Annotated in this window: 11 protein-coding genes; 5 read left to right on the forward strand and 6 right to left on the reverse strand. The window is 38.1% G+C overall.

The annotated features are described in order from the left end of the window. The first annotated feature begins 302 nt into the window (after positions 1-302). The 5 genes from M2408_RS23695 to M2408_RS23715 all read left to right on the forward strand — a co-directional run bounded on the left by M2408_RS23695 (position 303) and on the right by M2408_RS23715 (position 9,807). On the forward strand, positions 303-3,431 hold the full coding sequence (locus tag M2408_RS23695) for a SusC/RagA family TonB-linked outer membrane protein (RefSeq protein ID WP_259187058.1): 3,129 nt from the start codon (positions 303-305) through the stop codon (positions 3,429-3,431). Between the two features lie 4 nt (positions 3,432-3,435). Then, positions 3,436-4,947 (forward strand): SusD/RagB family nutrient-binding outer membrane lipoprotein, encoded by a 1,512-nt coding sequence (locus M2408_RS23700; protein ID WP_259187059.1) that lies wholly within the window; start codon positions 3,436-3,438, stop codon positions 4,945-4,947. A 581-nt stretch (positions 4,948-5,528) separates the two neighbouring features. Beyond that, positions 5,529-6,764 (forward strand): porin, encoded by a 1,236-nt coding sequence (locus M2408_RS23705; RefSeq protein ID WP_259187060.1) that lies wholly within the window; start codon positions 5,529-5,531, stop codon positions 6,762-6,764. 115 nt (positions 6,765-6,879) lie between these two features. Beyond that, positions 6,880-8,994, forward strand: coding sequence for a WG repeat-containing protein (locus M2408_RS23710; protein ID WP_259187061.1), 2,115 nt, complete (start codon positions 6,880-6,882; stop codon positions 8,992-8,994). A gap of 33 nt (positions 8,995-9,027) precedes the next feature. Then, complete coding sequence (locus M2408_RS23715) at positions 9,028-9,807, forward strand: hypothetical protein (protein ID WP_259187062.1); 780 nt, start codon at positions 9,028-9,030, stop codon at positions 9,805-9,807. 5 nt (positions 9,808-9,812) lie between these two features. Here M2408_RS23715 and M2408_RS23720 read toward each other — a convergent pair whose 3' ends face one another. From M2408_RS23720 to M2408_RS23745, 6 genes are all read right to left on the reverse strand, one after another. Next, positions 9,813-10,382 carry a Crp/Fnr family transcriptional regulator gene (locus tag M2408_RS23720; protein ID WP_259187063.1) on the reverse strand — a complete coding sequence of 190 codons (570 nt, stop codon included), beginning with the start codon at positions 10,380-10,382 and terminating at the stop codon, positions 9,813-9,815. Positions 10,383-10,392: 10 nt separating this feature from the next. Further along, positions 10,393-11,667, reverse strand: a complete 1,275-nt coding sequence (locus tag M2408_RS23725) for an adenylosuccinate synthase (protein WP_259187064.1) — start codon at positions 11,665-11,667, stop codon at positions 10,393-10,395. A gap of 129 nt (positions 11,668-11,796) precedes the next feature. Next, the gene (locus tag M2408_RS23730) at positions 11,797-12,378 is read right to left on the reverse strand and encodes an NAD(P)H-dependent oxidoreductase (protein ID WP_259187065.1); all 582 of its coding nucleotides are present in this window, start codon (positions 12,376-12,378) and stop codon (positions 11,797-11,799) included. 59 nt (positions 12,379-12,437) lie between these two features. Continuing rightward, positions 12,438-13,004 (reverse strand): Crp/Fnr family transcriptional regulator, encoded by a 567-nt coding sequence (locus tag M2408_RS23735; RefSeq protein ID WP_259187066.1) that lies wholly within the window; start codon positions 13,002-13,004, stop codon positions 12,438-12,440. Positions 13,005-13,132: 128 nt separating this feature from the next. After that, positions 13,133-13,600 carry a cupin domain-containing protein gene (locus M2408_RS23740; RefSeq protein ID WP_259187067.1) on the reverse strand — a complete coding sequence of 156 codons (468 nt, stop codon included), beginning with the start codon at positions 13,598-13,600 and terminating at the stop codon, positions 13,133-13,135. Position 13,601: 1 nt separating this feature from the next. Then, positions 13,602-14,636 (reverse strand): NADP-dependent oxidoreductase, encoded by a 1,035-nt coding sequence (locus M2408_RS23745; protein ID WP_259187068.1) that lies wholly within the window; start codon positions 14,634-14,636, stop codon positions 13,602-13,604. Positions 14,637-14,727: the final 91 nt, after the last annotated feature.

The following is a 14,727-nucleotide window of genomic DNA, read 5'->3' on the forward strand; positions in this document are numbered from 1 at the left end:
TCTTATTTCGATAAATAAAATATTTTTCTTTACAATCTTTTAAAAAAAAAGTATAAAATAATAATCTGATTATAAGCTATTTGTTATTTTTTCTTTACCATATTGTTATTGGAAAATTATGCATGCATTGCAAATGTTAAAAAAAGTTATATTTTTGTATTTAACATTTTTTAACAGACTCACCGTTTGCGGAAAGATGTATTGCTAACTAACGGACTTATTTAAATTATTGAAAAGATATAGTATACTAACCAAAGTGTCTTGTAAAAAATAAACATACTTATTTAAATAAACATAAACATATGAAACACAAATTACTCAGTTTTTTCGTGGGTAGTATGATCCTGACTTCAGTAGCGTTCGCGCAAGAGAAGAAAGTAAGTGGTCGTGTAACGGGTGCTGATGGCAAACCATTGGCCGGTGTAACTATCGCTGTACAGGGATCAAACGTTGCTACTCAAACTGATGCGAATGGAAACTATTCGCTATCTGTACCTACCGGAAAAGTTATTGTATTCCGTTCAGTGGGATTTGCTGACAAAACAATAATTGTTAAAGAAGGGCAATCGGCTTTTAACATAACTTTGGATAATTCTGATAATTCATTAGAAGAAGTAGTTGTTACGGCATTGGGCGTGAAAAAAGAGAAAAAATCAGTTGGTTATTCAGTTCAAGAAGTTAAAGCCAATGACATCCTAACATCACGCGAACCAAATGTTGTCAATGCGCTAGCTGGTAAGGTGGCTGGTTTGCAAATTTCGAGCTCAGGTGGACAGGCGGGATCTTCTGCTTCAATTCAATTAAGGGGAAATACATCCATCACAGGTTCTAGTGAACCCTTATTTGTCATTGATGGTATTCCGATGGATAATTCTGTAGATAAAGGTGATAGTAATATTTCTACGCTATTTACAGGGACAAATGGTAGCAGGCTTTCTGATTTAGATCCGAACATTGTAGAAAGTGTTTCTGTATTGAAAGGGGCTGGTGCTAGTGCTTTATACGGCTCTAGAGGAGCCAATGGTGTAATCATGATTACAACAAAGAAAGGACTTGCCGAGGACAATAGGAAATTACCGAGAGTATCTCTATCATCAAGTGTAACCTTTGACAATGCCATAACGGATGGTTTTCAAACAACTTATTTACAGGGGGTAAATGGTAAATTTAGAAGTGGATTACCTCTTGCTCTCGGTGGTTATGCTGAAGAAGGAGGAACAACTAACCCTCAAGGATCGGCTGTTTGGGGCCCACATAAGGACTCCGTAAGCCAAAAGGTGCTTGATGAATATGGCATGCCAAAATTGATTGACCCGCGTAAAGCATTTTATCAAACTGGAGTAATGTGGAATAATTCTGCATCTATCAGTGGCGGTGTAGCCAATACTACGTATCGATTAACGTATTCTAACACAAATCAAGAAGGTATTGTTCCGAACAATACATTTAAACGTAATAGTTTTAGCGGAGCATTTGGTTCTAAATTAGGTAAACTTGTTACATCGAATACCTCAGTAGCATACACGAATAGTAAAAATAACCGGATGTTAGAAGGTAATGGAGGCCAATCATTTTTATATGGTTTGAATTTTGCTCCGGTTAGTTTTGATATGAAAGATGCCTATGATAAGTATGGAAATATTTCGTGGCAATCTCCTGCAACTTCAGGAACAGGTTTTAATAATCCTTATTGGTTGGTCAATCATAATTCTAGCCCAAGTACAACAAATCGTTTTGTAATATCCAATGAGATCAATATTGATATCTTACCTTGGCTAAAGGCTACGAATAGGGTTGGATTGGATACGTATACAGATCTGTTGGAAGAAAAAGTAGATATAGGTACTAAAGGGATTCCAAAAGGTAGGTACTTTTCTGCATTGGTTGAGCGGAAGCAATGGAATAATGACTTTATCTTGTCTGCAAATCATAAATTTAATGATGATTGGAGTATTTCAGGATTAGTGGGTACCAACTATAATGAACGTGGATATCATCGCCGGACAGTTAGAGGTTTAGATCTAAATATTCCTGGATTCTTCGATATCAGCGGGATGGGGACTGTTCAGGCATTTCAAAGTGATGAGTTGAGAAGACTGGTAGGTTTGTATGCTTCTGCAAGTATTGACTTTAAAAATTATTGGTTTTTAAATGTTACCGCGCGGAATGACTGGTCATCTACGATGCCGAAAGGAAATAATAGCTATTTCTATCCTTCTATCTCTTCGTCCTTTGTGTTTTCGGAAGCTTTCGGCTTGACGAATGATGTATTTTCTTTTGGTAAAATCCGTGCATCCTATGCAGTTGCGGGTAATGATGCGCCTCCATATTATACCACACAAACATTTACAAAAGCAAATCCCGGAGATGGTACAAGGGGAAATATTGATTTTCCTTTTAATGGATTCAATGGCTTTAATATGAGTGGTAGATTAGCAAGTAATACTTTGAAACCAGAGATCGTAACAGAATATGAAATTGGTACCGAGCTTAAATTTTTTAAAAACCGGATCAACTTAGAGTTTTCATATTATAACAAACAAAGTGACAACCAAATCATCGAGCAACCAATTGCATCCTCTTCAGGCTATACAAGTTTAGTTGCGAATGTTGGTAAGTTGCAAAATTCAGGTATTGAGGTGATGTTAGATCTAATTCCTGTCAAAACGGAAGATTTTCAATGGAATATTGTTACAAATTTTGCAAAGAACAAATATAAGCTAAAATCTCTGGCAGATGGAGTTGACAATGTTTTTATAGGGGGGTTTACAAATCCGCAAGTAAGAATTGACAAAAATTATGGCTACATCATCTGGGGATACGGGTTCAAAAAGAATGAACAGGGGCAAACGCTAATCGATGATGATGGCTTACCAATAATGTCTGAAGAATTAGGACCTATTGGTGACGTAATGCCAAAATGGACGATGGGCTTACGAAATTCATTTCGTTATAAAAACCTTTCCGTATCTGGGTTATTAGATTTCAGACATGGGGGTAAACTGTTGAATTTGGATTTATATTATGCTACTTTCTATGGATCATCAGCATTAACTGAGGATCGTGGAACTAAAATAGTACATGAGGGTGTAAGAGAATCAGATGGTCAAACTAACACAAAGGAAGTAGTTAAAAATCAAAGTTATTACCAAAATTGGTTCTCCACAATAGATCAAAATTTTGTGGAAGATGCCGGATTTGTAAAATTGCGTGAAGTGACCCTAAGTTATTCATTGCCGAAATCTTGGTTGAAAAAGACTAAACTTGAAGACGTAACTATTTCTGCTACTGGACGTAATCTTTGGATTAAATCAGACTTTGTATACAAAGATCCTGAAGGAAGTTTACTAGGAAATCAGGTTCAAGGTCTGTACCATGCAGTTACTCCGAATTCTAAAGGTTTTACGTTTGGAGTTAATGTTAAATTTTAATCTTATGAAAAAACAAAATATTATATTATCAATACTTTTGATATTGTTTGTATCACCAATGATTTTTACATCTTGTTCTAAAAACTTGGATGTAAATCAAGATCCAAATAACCCTACAGATGTGCCCGAAAATTTAATATTACCCGCCTTGTTATCTAATTTCTCTTATGAAGTTAATGGTGGGTATCCGACTAGAATCGCGGCATTATGGACAAAACACCTTGCTGGTGGTATCGCAGGAAATCATGAAGGTAATTATCTGATCACCGCTCAGGATGTTAATAATTTTTGGACGAATTATTCTTATCCTGATGTTATGAATAATGCTTTTGTGCTAAAGAACAAAGCTACAGCAAATGGAAACCCAAATTATTCTGCTATTGCTAAGATAATATTAGCATGGAACCTATCGATGACAACAGATGTATTTGGCGATATTCCTTACACTGACGCATTTAAAGGAACAGAGGGGGTTTTTAAAGCGAAATACGATACTCAAGAAAGTATATATACGTCTATTCAGGCGTTATTAGATGAAGCTATAACAGAAGCGGCGTCTACAAACAATGTATTAAAGGTTGGTGCAGAAGATTTCGTTTATCAGGGAGATATGAAGAAATGGACAGCATTAGCTCATACGTTAAAGGCTCGTTTCCATTTAAGACTTTCAAATGCGCCAGGGAAGACAGCTAGTGCACAAGCAAAATTGGCATTAGATGAGATTGCAAAAGGGGCAATTACGTTGGCAACCCAACCTACCTTTAAATACTATGCGAAAACAGGAGCGGAAAACCCTTGGTTTCAATATGCTATCGATGGTAAATGGGCTTTAACAACAAGACCTTCCCAATATTATATCAATAAATTATTGGCTTCAAACGATCCGAGAATCGCGTTCCAAGCTAGGAAAGTAGTTGCAGGAACTGGTGTGGATCCAGCTAATGTTGGAAAGTATATCGGAGTAACTAATGAAGCACCATCCAATTCAATAGGAAATTATTCGGCTATAGGATCTTTTTATAGCACAAATGATGCAGCTTTATATTGGTTAGTATATCCTGAGGTTGAGTTTATTAAAGCGGAAGCGGAGTTTCTTGTAGCAAACAAGACTGTCAATGCGACAGTGACAGCTGCCTATAATAAAGCCGTTAAAGCTTCAATGGATTTTTATGGGATTGCAGCAACAGATGCGGATACCTATTTAAATAATAATGCTTTGAAGGCTAACGCTAATTTGGCATATGCGCAGATTATGGATCAAAAATATATTGCTAATTTCTTGATGTTCGAGGCATATAATGACTTTAGAAGAACAGGCCTCCCAGCACTTCCTATTAATAATGAGATGTATCCTGGTCAGGTTAAACTGGATCAACCACCAAGAATTAACCAGATTCCTGTTAGATTTCCGTATCCATCAAATGAGCTTCTATATAACAGTGCGAATGTACCTTCGGATTTGTCGGGAGATCCAACTAAATCAATTATAGTTCCCGTTTGGTGGAATGGTAAATAACGAGGTAAGAATTGTTTATTTTTATTGAAACAAATATCATAGTAGTATTGAACTGAAAGATATAAATTGCTACTATGATATTTGAGAGGTGAAATTTTTTAGAAAGATTAGCGTCATATTAAAAATAAAATTTTGTTTATATAAAAAACCAACAAGCTTATTTTGCTTGTTGGTTTTTTTATGAACTTGCAAAATGTTGAGAGCTGCTATGAAAGAAGTATTGTTATCAAATCATTAATTTTATATGTAAAAATTAATAGACTAACAATTTATTAATACTAACTTAACATTGAGAATCTATTTTTACGGCGTTGAAAGAAGAGCGCTTATACGATTTAATGAAACCTATAATGCGCTTAAAATTCATTCATTATATTAGAGATTATTTTATTCCAATGAAACTATCAAGCTTTATTCGAGCTGCACAACGAGTTGAATAAATCAGATAGCTTCATCACAGCTGAAAACAAACCGAGTGAACCGAACGAAGTGAGCTCACGAATGCCTTAAAATACTAATCTAATGAGTAAACAAGCTCATTTATAGCAATGGGCCTAAATACTTGTAAATAAATTAAATAGATGAAAAAAGCACTTTTACTCGCAACTCTGATCGGTCCAGTAGTGGCCATGGCGCAAAATAACAATGCACCATCAAGTTATGATCCACATGATATCAAAATCACAGGATACCTTCAGACGCAGTTTCAAAAGGCTCAATCGCCGGGAATAACTTCTTTCTCCGGTGGTGATTTTTCTAAGAATTCGGACAATCGTTTCATGATCCGACGTGGCCGCCTCAAGATTGACCGTGTAGATACCTATTCCAGTATTGTATTCCAGATCGATGCGACACAGGATGGTGTACAGCTAATGGATGCTTTTATTCAATTGCGCCACCCCGATCAGAAAGGCCTGAGTCTGACAGCAGGTCTCTTCAATAGACCGTTCGGATATTCTATTGTTTATTCTTCTGGCTACCGTGATTTCCCCGAACGAGCACGTGTTTTCCAAACCTTAATGCCACGAGAGCGTGACCTTGGAGGGATGGTCAGCTACCATCCTGGAGGCAAAATGAAATTCCTCAATTTGGACTTGGCTCTGGTAAACGGAAGCGGCCACTCTGCCAAAGATTACGACTCCAAAAAAGATCTGATCGGTAACCTGGGATTTAAATTCGATAGCCTTGCAGATAAAAGATTGCACCTCGGATTTGGTGGTTCCTTCTATAAAGGTTCTGTCCGCAACGACACCAAAACATACTACACTGCTATCGCTAATGGTTATACTGCGCATACCAGTGATGATAATGAAGGAAAAGGCATTGGTCGAAACTACTATGGTGCAAACTTACAGATCGAACTGGATAATAGCTTTGGGAAATCCAGCTTCAAGACGGAATATGTGGCTGGTGATCAGCCTGGTGTCGCAGGAGGCGCGGATATCAAAGGGCCTTACGCGAGCAGAAGTTTTACGACACAACCGGCGACGGATTTATATCAACGGAAATTTAACGGTTATTATCTTTGGCTTACCCAAGAAATCGCAAAAACGGGTGTTACAGCTTTATTGGCTTACGATGTGTATGACCCCAATACTAAGGCAAGTGGCATGACCATAGGAATGCCTGATAATTTTACTGCTGACGGTGATGTTAAATTTAGTACATTGGGTTATGGCGTCGCTTATCAGATCAGTAATAGATTAAAACTGACCGTCTATAATGAGCATGTGACCAATGAAAAGACGAGTTTGAAGAATTTTTCTGATGATCTGAAAGACAATGTTTTTACTACCCGATTGTTATACCGCTGGTAAAATGTGTCAGTTAATTTTATTGAATGTTTAAAAATTAAAGCAAGCTCTACGACTTAGGCAGGATATTTGATCATATGGTGAAATAAATGACTAGGGTTTTGAAAAGAGAAATTGCATGAGAATAACATTCCTATTTTTATTGATCTTGTTTTTTGCTTCCTGTACAGGGAAAAAAGACATTGGACAATTTGATAGCCGGACAGAGATGCTGGCTCATATCCGTAAGCTTTCGCCTCAGGATCGGGCGAACTTTTTTAAACAGCAGGTACAATTGATTGATACTGCCTTAGCGAAGGTAAAAGATCAAACCATTTATTTTAGCTTTTCAATGGGATTATCTTCAGGTGATTCTAAGGAAGTTAATTGGGATACGGTAAACTGGAATCGGATGGATATCCAAAATAAGGCCTTTGTTATTCCTAATCCCGATACACTGAAAGTTGCATTTGAAAGCTATGCCAATACACTCAAAGCGGTACAAAGTTTTGGTAGTCCACATTCATCATTTGAGCTAGATGCTACCGATGATAAAATATCGGAAACAGGACAGCTCTCAACCTCATTTAAACAATTGTTTCAAGGAAGTAAATCTCTTGATTCATCCAAAGTCGGTCTTTTGCCCGTTAGTCAGGCGCTTGTGGAAATAAAATATCAACTTCCTCATGAATTGGACTCTTTGGCAATCGCTCCGGATGCTAAAACGTTGAAATATATGGGCTACGATTTAACGATCGATACGATTAGTCCACAGGGAATAGAACTCGATCTGCCGCTGGATTTATATTACAACTATCTTGGTCACCGAGGGAAAATTCCAAATGATAAACTGGTGGAATCGAATTCTTATTCGGCGATGCCACTTTATGGACTACATCCGGAAATTCAGAAACAGGCGAAGTCGGCTGGCCAGTTGTTTCAAAAATTCCAGACCGCAGCGGTAGAGGATGCCATGCTTGACCGTTTTGAACCGCAGTTTACTGAGGGAATGTTTCAAGGTTTGAAAAAGCTGAATTACTACCAGTCCGCTATTGAGAAGGAGCTTAAAGTATTGTTGGGTGATAACAAAAATGAAGATGTGTTTGATGTTATCAAAAAGCTTAGAGAATATATCGAATCCAATGAGGAATACCTAGGACCTGTTGAACAGCGACTCTCCATCTCATTCCCTTATCCCGTAAAGCAATTCTTATTGTATTTTGGAAAATCGAACGAAACAATTAAAGCAGAGCGCCGGATTCCTGTTTCGCGTGCTGCTTCGTATGGATATATGACCTATTTGGACCAAGAAGCGAAGAAATATGGTATTGTTGATTCCATAGGTAATGTTATTATTGAACCTCGTTTTAAAGAATTGACGCGTAGTAGTCAAGATTATTTCTTTGACTCAAGTGATAGTATTGATTATTTCCTAAATGTGAAAGATAAAAAGCTGGAACCTGTTAAAGCTGGTTACCGATTTGAACGGAAGCTTGAGACGAACTTATCTGTATTTAAAAGTAAAAAAGGAGATTTGGGTGTACTTCGCAATGGACAGGAGGAAATAGTGCCTTTTAAGTATACGACTATAGAAAGACAGGGTAAGCTATTCGTTGCAAAATACACACTAAGGGGACGCGAGACGTTTGATTTATATACATTAAAAGGAGATCTGATCGAAACTCCATTGTTAAGTGCCGTTGAAATACTTGCAGATAGTAGTTTTATGGTACGCAGTAAGTTGCATAAATTCGGAGTTTTAAATACCAGCGGAAAACTGGTCATTCCGATGGAATATGATAAAATTGAAGGATTGAAAACTGTGAATTGGGTGTATGCCACTAAAGGTAGGGAGACTTTTTTGCTAGATTACCAGAATAAACGGGTCGATCTTCCCGCCAACCTTAGATATGTAGACATCAGTCGGAGCGCCGAAGGGATGATTCCTTTCTCTGACTATGATGGTTATGGTTTTATTGATCTGAACGGAAAGATTGTTATTCAGCCTCAATATAGTAATATTACCGAATTCTACAGGGGGCATGCATTGGTTCGCACTGCAAAGGAGGAGTTGTTTCTGATCGATAAAAACAATAGTATCTTCAAAAAAATTGTATTGCCTCCTTCTCCAGATGGTTCTCAACGCTTGGATGTTGCCTTTTCAAAGGATGGTACAGGATATTTCACCATGGGGGAGATCGTTCTTGACAAGGACGGAAATGTTGTTAATGTTTCTATTGATAACCTCTACTAATAGGACGAATAGAAACTTAAAAAATCAAAACGTATGAAAAATACAAAGATAGGGACTATAGGCATTGCAATCTTATCGCTTAGCATATTTGCCTGTAAACAGTCTGTCAAGCCATACGCAGAAGCCCCACTGCAGTTGAAAGGGGTTGATATGAATGTGGATCTTGCAAAATTTCTAGGTAATGAGGATCTTTTTCGGGGTAAAGTCGATATGGTGAATCTCGATGTGGAAGAAAATGAAATCGTACTTGAGCGAAAAGATCTTCCTGATAGCACAGTGTATTATGTTCAATATAATGTCAATTCTAATAAGGATGACATCAATCTGGCGGATTATGGTAGTTTTAAATTTAAAACTCTTGAACTTCTAACAGATCTGGCAGAAAAGGAAGTTTTTGCCTGGATGGCTGAACAAGAGGATGTATCTGCGGATGATGTGAATAAACTAGTGGACCAGATTGCATTGGATAATCCCGATGCGACAATGAATTCGAGGGAATTGGAAGGTGTTTCCTCTGGATTGCACTTGATCTGGCATACCAAGGATAAAGTATTTCAACTCGTGGTGCCCGAAATAGAACCCCTGCGATTTGACCGGAGCAATGAGGAGTATAGTCCTTCCTATGATGACGATGGTAATCCTATCGAACCGAAAGAGACTTTTAGTAAAGAGCAGATTATTACATTGTTTAAAGACAAATTAAAGGATTCAGCGAAAAATAAAATTACATTCTTTATCGCCAAACCTCAGTTTGATGAGTGGTTCCGTGACAACTCACCAAGTTCGCGAGGAACGATGACCCGATATGATTAGTATCCTCACGTGATATTTTTTCGGATACGACTTAAGGAAGAAGCTGTAATCCCTAAATAGGAGGCCAGCGTCGTTAAGGGAACACGATTTGCCAATCCGGGATAGAGCTTTAGAAATAGCAGATAGCGTTCCTTGGCATCAAGATTCATCATGGTATTCGCTGTTTTTAACTTGCTTTCAATGACAAAGCCATACAGCTTGGCCATCAATAAGGGCCAGATTTTGATTTCTTTTTCTAACAACAGGAAATTATGGATATCAAGAATCCATAGCTGTGCATCAGTTACGGATTCGATATAGTCATTGGACGGAGTGCGATCCAGAAAACTTTGGAAATCTCCGATAAAGCGGCCTTCGTAAATAAAGTATCGTGTAAAATCATCACCTTTATGATTATAATAAAGGGAGCGAAATACACCACTTTCTACGAAGGCAATACTATTGTTAACCTTTCCACAGGTGATAAAATAGCTGGCTTTTGGAATGCTCTTCTTCTCGAATGCCTGCCTGATTAGACCTTCCTCCCGCTTATCAAGCTGGCCAAATTTTCGGATAAACACTAGAAGCTGTTCCATATTGCTTATATTAATTACCTAAGATAATCAATTCTTCTCGTTGGGGACCAGTGGATAGGTATTTTACAGGAATCTTTAATTCCTTTTCCAAAAAGGATACAAATAGCTTCAGTTCTTTCGGAATTTGTGCCCAATGATCGATTTTAAGCAAAGTACTATTCCATCCGTCTAAAAATTTCCAGACTGGTTTTGGGACATTGTCTGCAAGTGTCGTAGCAATTAAGGTTCTTGTTTCACCATCTATCTCATATGCTGTACAAATTGGTACCTCGGACATTCCATTTAGGATATCTGCCTTTGTCAGTACAAGATCGGTCACACCGTTTAACATGACAGCATATTTTAATGCAGGTAGGTCAAGCCAACCCACTCTTCGCGGGCGTTTGGTATTGGATCCAAATTCACCACCTTTTTCACGTAGCTCATTTGCAAGAGCGCCCGTGATTTCCGTTGGAAATATACCGTTTCCAACACGTGTACAATAGGCTTTGGTAACACCATAAATCTTATCGATAAGCTTGGGCGATACTCCTAAACCTACACATGCTGCGGATGCGATGGTGTTTGAAGAGGTTACATAGGGGTAGGTACCATGATCAATGTCCAATAATGTAGCCTGAGCACCTTCTGCCAGCACTTTTTTATTGTTCTTAATTGCTTCATTGATGATTATTTCTGTATCCGTAATTTGTAATTTTTTAAAAAAATTGCATGCCTCTAGAAAATTGTCATATAATTCTTGTACTGCCGGCATATCCTGCCCTAAAGCCTGTAATTCGGCATACTGTTTATTCAAAATTTGGAAAACATAGGCTTCGAAATCTTTGGAAAAGATATCTCCCACGCGTACGTTCTGTCGAAGTATTTTATTGGAATAAGTGGGTGCAATACCATTTTTTGTTGTTCCGATAGTACGGTATTGCGGCGATTCTTCGAGGTAAATATCCCAGTACTTGTAAGTGGGCAATACAAGGTGGGCTTTCTCTGAGATTAAGATTCGATTGATTATTTCTGTGTCAGAAATAATGGTTTGAAGTAATTCCACCTCCGCTTGGAGTACCAGAGGATCTATCACTACACCAGTACCAATAATATTTTTAATCTGGGGATAAAAGATTCCTGAAGGAAGTAATTTGAGAGTGATCCGTTTGCCTTCATGATAGATACTATGCCCAGCGTTTGCGCCACCATTGAACCGGGCAATAATGTCATAATCACGACTGATCAGATCAATGATTTTTCCTTTTCCTTCATCTCCCCACTGGAGTCCAATTAAAATATACATAGTACTGTTGTTTTGAATTTACGGATCAAAATTAGTGCAAAGCAGGAAAGGGACAATTGTCATTTGGCAAAAAAGCAAGTGATGGTGTTTATTCCCTGAAACATCGATCTAAGGGGAACCAGATCAGTTTTAGCTTTGTTTCTGTCCGAGCTGTTTGATTTTATATAACCATTTATTCCGCTTTTTTATATCCGAAGTCTTTATAATTCCGATGTAAGTGACTTTTACTGGTGATATACCACAAAATAGTAAGGTAGATCTTTTGAGTTGGTTTACGCTCGGTCTACCAAAGACCAGGGCATAATACCAACCGGGCTGGTCCAGGGTCGTTATAATTCTGGCGGATTTCCCTTTGAGTAATTTGTCCCAAAAAAGAGAGTTTTCACGATATTGGAATGCAAAACCAGGTAGAAAGAGTCTATCGATAAAACCTTTCATAATAGCCGGAAGACCACCCCACCATACAGGGTGTACCCAAACTAAATGTTCGGCCCATAGGATATCTTCCCACGCTTGTAGGAGATCTGGTTCGAGTTCTGTTCGCTTCTGGTATCCAAACTGGAGATTGGGATTAAAATTCAAATCTGCAATATTAATCGATCGAACTTCCGCTCCAGATTCTTCGGCACCATCTTTATATGTTGCAGCAATGCCAAAATTGAAGGATTCCCTATTGGGGTGACCGTTGATGATAAGTATTTTCTTCTTCATGTTATTCTTCTGATAACACAAAAGTAGAGGTGCTGGTACTTGAATTATAGGACAAATGTCTAAAAAGTAATTTCACTGCGGATCCGGCTTAAATGCCGTTGTGTGATGCCCAGGTAGGACGCTAAATACTGCAACGGTATTTGTTGTACAAATTCGGGCTGATCTCGGAGCAAGACCGTATAGCGTTGCAAAGCAGTTTCTTTCTGCAATTGAAAGATACGTTTTTCAAGTTCGAGGTATTGCTGTTCAGCAATCATTTTAAGATATTTTGTCCATACTAGACTTTCGGCAGCAAGTTTGTCAATAGCACTTTTTTTGATGACCCAGAGTTCGGCGGGGCTGAGGGCCTGCATGGTTTCAACACTTGGTCCACCGGTGATAAAAGAGGAGTAGGCAGCGATTAGGCTGTTTGGAAATCGAAAACAATAGGTGACATCTTCTGTGCTTGAGCTGCTGTAATACGAACGAAAAATTCCAGAGGCAATGAAGGCGACCTCGTTACAGGGCTGATTTTCTTTAACAAAAAAATCATTCTTGTTTAGCTTCCTATATTCAAAAAGCTGAACAATTTGGGTGATATCTTCCCGGTCGAAGAGACCCAAAGACTGAAAATAAGTTGCCATCATAGACATCAAACTTAACTAAATTGCGTTAGCAATGCAAGATAAAGTTATCTGGAAACATTTTTATTAAAGTATTGTTTTTCAATACAATATAAATATGATCGTTTTTTAGTATGAATGATGTATGCAATCTATTTCGCATCAATAAGAATAGCCAATTGCAGACACATTTGATCAGAACGGTTGCTCCAAGCGTGGTTGGTACCACGTTGGATCACAATATCTCCAGCTTGTAATAAGGTTTCTTCGGTATCTGTAATCAGATAGATTTCGCCCGAAAGAATCACAATATAGTCCAGACTGGCAGTTTGATGCATTAGAGGGTGTGTCTGACCAATCGGGGCCTCAATACCGAGCTGTTTGTCGGGGGGAATTTGTACATAACGGAAATAAGTTCCATTCCTAATGACTTGTGGTATGGCTGAATTTTCTACAGGGCTTTCCTCAATAAACTGTGCTGGCATCTGACTTGTCTGCCAGATGTCTGAAATAATGAGGTTGGGATAATGCTCGGATACATTCGTTACGATAGCATCTTGTTTTATATACGATTTACCGTTTCGTTCGGCGGTGATGATTCTTCTCGGAATAGCTCTCATACTATAATGGATTGTGTAGGATTAATTTATAACCTTCGGTTTTGTTATTTTTTAATAGCTGATGTCCTTTTTCGATCGTCTCTGATGTCAGATCGCCGATCGGATGAATTGGCATAGGCAGTATAGTTTCTTGCTCTATATAAGTTGTAATACGGTTCAATGCCTGTTTGAAATATGTATAATTGAGGTTTTGCGCGTGAATAAAGTTAGAGATATTGATGATTTTGGCGGCTGAGCTAAAAAGTGTGTCTCTCGCTGAGGTTGTCGTAAAGTGGGTAATATCAATATAGCAGCCATAGGGTTTCAATACGACCGCTGAGGTCTCTGAAAGGGTATGGCCGACCGCATCAATAGAAAAGTCAAACCCTTGATTATTAACCTTATTTTTTAGTGTTTCGATTAAATTGTACTGTTTATAATCGATGATATTATCGGTGTTTAATCCTAGCTGATGTAGTCTTTCGAAACTTGTTGCATTTCCTGCTGTAGCAATAATATTATTTATACCATTGGCCAATAGTAGTTTTAACACAAAAAGGCCTACACCTCCTGAAGCTCCTGTAAGGAATACTTGATCGGGGGGAGTAATGGATGCGCGATCAAAGACTTGTAAAGCTGTGATTCCAGATGTAGGTAGTGCAGCCGCTTGTTCAAAAGAAATATTCTTGGGCTTTAGAGCAACGAGGGCTGCGGGTAGTAAAATGTAATCTGAATATGTGCCATTGCTTCCCATACTGCCACAAGCAAAGAAAACCTCATCACCGATGAGGAAATCTATGACCTCGGAGCCTACCTCTGTGACTACGCCCGCACCTTCCCTCCCTAAAATAGGTGAAAATATATACCTTCTTTCGTATTCATTTTCACGCATTTGATAATCGATGGGATTGAGTGCGGATGCGATTATTCTAATCTTTATCTCCTCGGGTTTTAATTGACGCAGTACCACTTCGGCATTGACCAATTGATTTTTTTTATTTAAAATGACAGCATTCATCTCATATTCATTTATATTTTTCAGTCTTATTGGCAACATCTAACTTATTTGAAACTGATAGTATCCTATGATCGAACTAGATTTTTTGCCCTGAACAGCCGTTATTACAAATTTAAGTGAGTTTTGATAT

It is taken from the genome of Sphingobacterium sp. BIGb0165 (genome assembly GCF_024810095.1).
Lineage (GTDB): Bacteria > Bacteroidota > Bacteroidia > Sphingobacteriales > Sphingobacteriaceae > Sphingobacterium > Sphingobacterium detergens.